The sequence below is a fragment of the Methylobacterium sp. ME121 genome (assembly GCF_000974725.1).
In the GTDB taxonomy this organism is placed as follows: Bacteria; Pseudomonadota; Alphaproteobacteria; order Rhizobiales; family Beijerinckiaceae; genus Methylobacterium; species Methylobacterium radiotolerans.
Genome location: NZ_BBUX01000142.1, coordinates 1 through 4,552, shown reverse-complemented (window position 1 = coordinate 4,552; position 4,552 = coordinate 1). Strand labels below are relative to the sequence as shown.

Sequence of the window (4,552 nt, the reverse complement as noted above, 5' to 3'; positions counted from 1 at the left end):
GAGCCCTGCGCGCCGACGCGCCTGTGTCGAGCACATCATGCGGACGATGACCGTCTCCGAGCGCCGTGCCTGTCGGGCGCTCGGACAGCATCGTTCGACACAGCGCAAGGTACCGCGGGGCCGCGATGATGAAGAGGCGCTGACGGCCGATCTCGTGGCGTTAGCTGAGAAGTACGGACGCTATGGCTACCGCAAGATCAGCGCGTTGCTGAAGGCGGCCGGGTGGTTCGTTAACGACAAGCGCGTCGAGCGCATTTGGCGGCGTGAGGGTCTGAAGGTCCCAGCCAGACAGCCCAAGCGGGGGCGGATCTGGGACAACGACGGCTCCTGCGTCCGTCTTCGCCCGGAACACCCCAATCACGTGTGGTCGTACGACTTCGTCGAGGCCCGCACGCACGATGGACGCAAGATCCGGATGCTCAACGTGGTCGACGAGTTCACGCACGAATGCCTGGCGATCCGAGTCGCCCGCAAGCTGAAGGCAACCGACGTCATCGACGTGCTCTCGGATCTGTTCATCCTGCGTGGCGTACCTGGCCATGTCCGTTCGGATAACGGCCCGGAGTTCGTTGCGAAGATCGTACAAGCTTGGATCACCGGCGTCGGAGCAAAGACGGCCTACATCACGCCAGGTTCACCGTGGGAGAATGGCTACGTCGAAAGCTTCAACGCGCGTCTGCGTGACGAACTCCTCAACGGAGAGATCTTTTACACACTCAAGGAGGCGCAGATCGTGATCGAAAGCTGGAGGCGTCACTACAACGGCGTGCGACCACATGCATCGCTGGGATACCGGCCGCCGGCCCCGGAGGTGTTCGTGCCAGCCTTCTCCGCTTGGCCGGCTGCGCTCGCCCGACCAGCTCCGCCGGCCAAGCTCCCCGTAGCGGAGCGGCCCACCGTGCACTAACTTTACCCCTGGACCACCTCGTGGGGGCCGATCACACGCTCTGCGGCGACTCCAGCGAGAGGCCGGCCCAGACGCCGGGCGCGATGTCCTTCACCACGCGGACCTGCGGGTTGCGGGTCCAGTTGAAGCCGACGACGTACTGTGCGTCGATCGTCAGCGGGATTTGCTCCTTGAGCTGCGTGATGCCGGACAGGTCCGTGGTAATCAGGCTCCAGGCCTGCCCCGCAAGCACGTGCCAGCCGGTGTCGAGGCTGTCGACGACGGCGAAGGCCTGCCGGATGCGCGGTACGTAGCTGTTGCTCTCGCGCGAATTCGAGGTGACGCCCGCGCTCAAGAAGTCGATCTCGTAATAGCCGCTGATCTGCAGGGTGGGGTCGACCTTTGCAGTAAACAGGCCGCTTAGGCGGCTCTGGCGGGCCGAGAAGCGGAACTCGCTCTCGCGCGACTGAAGAGCGTTGCGGAACGGGATGCCGTTGAAATCGGTGGCCACGTCCGAGAGGAGGTTCGGGTCGCGGAAGATACCGGCGAGCTCAACGAAGCCTCCGGGCGTGAAGCAGACCGCGGGTCCGAGGGCGTAGCTGCCGGCATTGCAGGCGAGATCGTTGGCCAAGATGATCGGAATGGGCCCGCTGGTTGCCACCCTGGCGCCGCCGGTCTGAGCGACGCGCTGTTGCCGGCTCTCTCTGGCGAGAATGCGCTCCTGCACCGCGGCCTGTGCACGCTGCCGCCGCGCCTGTCCGGCGAGTTCCGCCCGCTGCGTCCCGGCTTGGCCGCGCAGGGCCGCGAGCTCCCGCTGCATCGCCTGCATCTGCTTCTGCATGGCATCCATGCGGGCTGCCATCTCGGCGACGCTCTGAGCGCGCGCTGCCGACGGCAGCGCCAAAATCACGACCGCGGCGAGCATGCGAGAGCTGGATGAGCGCACGAACGGCATCTTCTTCTAACCTTGATGTCCCGGCGGTACGCCGTCTCCGATCTGCGGCGTCCGTCAAAACGCAACCGCAGGAGCCAGCTTATGATGGTTAGAGTCTAGCTTAGCCATACAAGAGGAACAACTCGATCAACGCCGTCGAACTCGCTCGACCGCGGCGCGACTTGATCCTTCTGGTGGCCAAGACGAGCTGCGACAGCACCTGCAGCTGTTCGTGGTCGCCTACAGCTACGACCGCCAGCTCAAGACCCTGCGCGACCTCACGCCTCACAAGTTCATCTGCCAGACTTGGACGAAAGCCCAAACGATTCATATGCGATCCGTCACACCACGTCCTGGGGCTAAACATCTAAAACCAAGTGCGGCTCTCGATGAGGCTATCTGAGCCTCGTGCATGGACCGTAGTTTTCGGCTCGCCTGCGCGAGCCTCTGCGACGGGATAAGAAGCGAGCGTCAGTGGCCGAGCGCGGGCTCACGCCGTCTGGATTGACGGACTCTGCGTTCTGACACACCTCAATCCATAAGCCGGCTGAGAATGTTCGAGGGTTTTCGTGACCTCTTCGAAGCGGGCGCTCGCGTCGGACCAGTTCTGAGCGAAGTCGAACAGCTCCCGCATCGCTGGAGCGATTTCCTTGTATGCCGCTAGCGCAGCGACCAGCGCACCCAGCGACAGGCGTTCCTGAACAACGAGGTACCCGCCGATTAAGAAGAAGAAGAACGGGGTGAGATTGGACGTGTAGTTATACAGGCCCTTTAGACGCCCCTTGAGGTCATTGATCTCGATGCGCACCCATTCCAGGTTCTCCGCCATCTGCATCTGCCGCAACAGGGCGAACCTTCGTGCGGCACCATCTATGGGCGCTGCGTGGCTGGCACCTGCCGCAGTCAGGAGCCCTCCGAGAGCCCGCGTCGCGTGGACCCGCTCGCGCACCTTGGCATTTACGCGGCGTTGCAGGCGGGGCAGTAACGTGAGTTGCACCGGCAGCATTATCAGCGCGGCCAGCGCCAGGGCGGTATTCTGAAGAAGCAGGAAGACGACGCTGGTTACGAGTGTGCCACCTTGAACGAGCGGCACTGCCACGAGGCTGGCCCCAAAATAGCCGATAGGCTCAACCTCTTGGACGGCGATGGTCGCGAGCGCAGCCCGGCGCTCGGGAGAGCGTTCCCTGCGTGCCTGCCGGATGATCGCGAGGCGTAATCGACGCACGAGGCGCTCGTTGACGCGACCACGCGCCCGGTTCACCGCGTACTTGGCGAGGCCGCTTAGCGACAATACGACCAGGTATCCCGCGCATAGCGCGAACAGGAGCTCGACCTGTCCGATGGTGAGGCCCAGGATGGTCATCTCTGGATGGCCGTCTCCGTCCGCGTCGGTGATGGCGCGGTTGATGATATGCTTGGGGATTTCCAGGAGAAGCCACGCCGCAGGGAGCGTCAGGAGGGCGAGCAGCACGAGACGCAGCTGGAAGCGCAGCGTCGCACGTACGATAAAGCTTTCGAGGCACCGAGTCGGCGCACCCTCGCGCGCGACGGTCAGCGTGCGCGATATCAATCTCGGCCGAGCACCGTGCGCCGGAACGGCCGCCGAGCGGTTCAGCTGGCGACGCCGCAATCTCATCCGACGTAGGCAGAACTGAACAATCAGCCACCCTGTCCAAGCCAGCGCGAGGACGAAGGCGAGCACGGCCAGGAGGTCGATCCACCAATGGCTGTGAGGGTGATCAAACCCCGTAATCTTGTGGGCCAGGGTGTGAATAAACGATGATGTCACCAGGGAACACTCTGATATCGCGTGCGACCTGCTCTCGTGAAGCCTATGGGTCGTTCCGACACAATAGAGGTGGCTCGGTTTGTCTGAACAGCGACCAGGGCTTGGATGAGTGGATCTTCTGCCGATTTCAGGCCGCCGCGGGCTGCGGCAGCCGTTCATAGTAGGCTTGATCGGGCGTGCGCCGGTCAAGGCTCGAATGGGGCCTGCGCTCATTGTAGAAGGCGAGGTACCGGCCGATCGAGGCGCGCGCCGTGCTGACAGTGTCGTAGGCCCGCAGGTAGATCTCCTCGTATTTGACCGACCGCCACAGCCGTTCGACGAAGACGTTGTCCCGCCACGCGCCTCGGCCGTCCATGCTGATGGCGATCCCTGCCTCCCGCAGCACGCTGGTGAAGGCGTGGCTCGTGAACTGCGAACCCTGGTCGCTGTTGAAGATCTCCGGCTTACCGTGCCGGGCGAGCGCTTCCTCCAGAACCTCGACGCAGAAGTCAGCCTCCATGGTGATCGATAGCCGCCAGGACAGGACCCGGCGACTGAACCAGTCGATGATGGCGGCGAGGTAGACGAACCCGCGCGCCATGGGCACGTAGGTGATGTCCATGGCCCAGACCTGATTGGGCCGGTCGATCGTCAGGCCACGCAGCAGATACGGGTAAATCTTGTGCCCAGGCGTCGGTTTCGAGGTGTTTGGCTTGCGGTAGAGCGCCTCGATGCGCAGGCGCTTCATCAGCGTCGCGACATGGCAACGCCCGATCGCGATGCCCTCTTTGTTGAGGAGATCCCGCAGCATCCGGCTGCCTGCGAAGGGGAGTTCGAGATGCAACTCGTCCATCCGCCGCATCACGACGAGATCAGCCGCCGCTACAGGACGTGGCAGGTAGTAGACGCTGCCCCGGCTGATCCCGAGTGCCTTGGCCTGCTGGGCAACAGGGAGGTCGTGCCC

4 protein-coding genes and 1 pseudogene are annotated in these 4,552 nt (G+C 63.6%); 2 read left to right on the top strand and 3 right to left on the bottom strand.

The window, feature by feature from the left end:
* On the top strand, positions 1-907 hold a 907-nt coding region (locus tag ME121_RS32400; RefSeq protein WP_491892947.1), incomplete at its 5' end, for an IS3 family transposase.
* A 31-nt stretch (positions 908-938) separates the two neighbouring features.
* Here ME121_RS32400 and ME121_RS32395 read toward each other — a convergent pair.
* Positions 939-1,841, bottom strand: coding sequence for a hypothetical protein (locus tag ME121_RS32395; protein ID WP_143739328.1), 903 nt, complete (start codon positions 1,839-1,841; stop codon positions 939-941).
* A 178-nt stretch (positions 1,842-2,019) separates the two neighbouring features.
* On the opposite strand from ME121_RS32395, the pseudogene ME121_RS34810 reads away from it, so the two are divergent.
* Positions 2,020-2,191: pseudogene (locus ME121_RS34810) on the top strand (IS481 family transposase); the annotation flags it as partial.
* 119 nt (positions 2,192-2,310) lie between these two features.
* Here the strand turns inward: ME121_RS34810 and ME121_RS32390 are convergent.
* Positions 2,311-3,612: a hypothetical protein gene (locus ME121_RS32390; RefSeq protein WP_059410306.1), complete on the bottom strand. Its 1,302-nt coding sequence runs from the start codon at positions 3,610-3,612 to the stop codon at positions 2,311-2,313.
* Positions 3,613-3,736: 124 nt separating this feature from the next.
* On the bottom strand, positions 3,737-4,552 hold an 816-nt coding region (locus tag ME121_RS32385; RefSeq protein WP_491892946.1), incomplete at its 5' end, for an IS3 family transposase.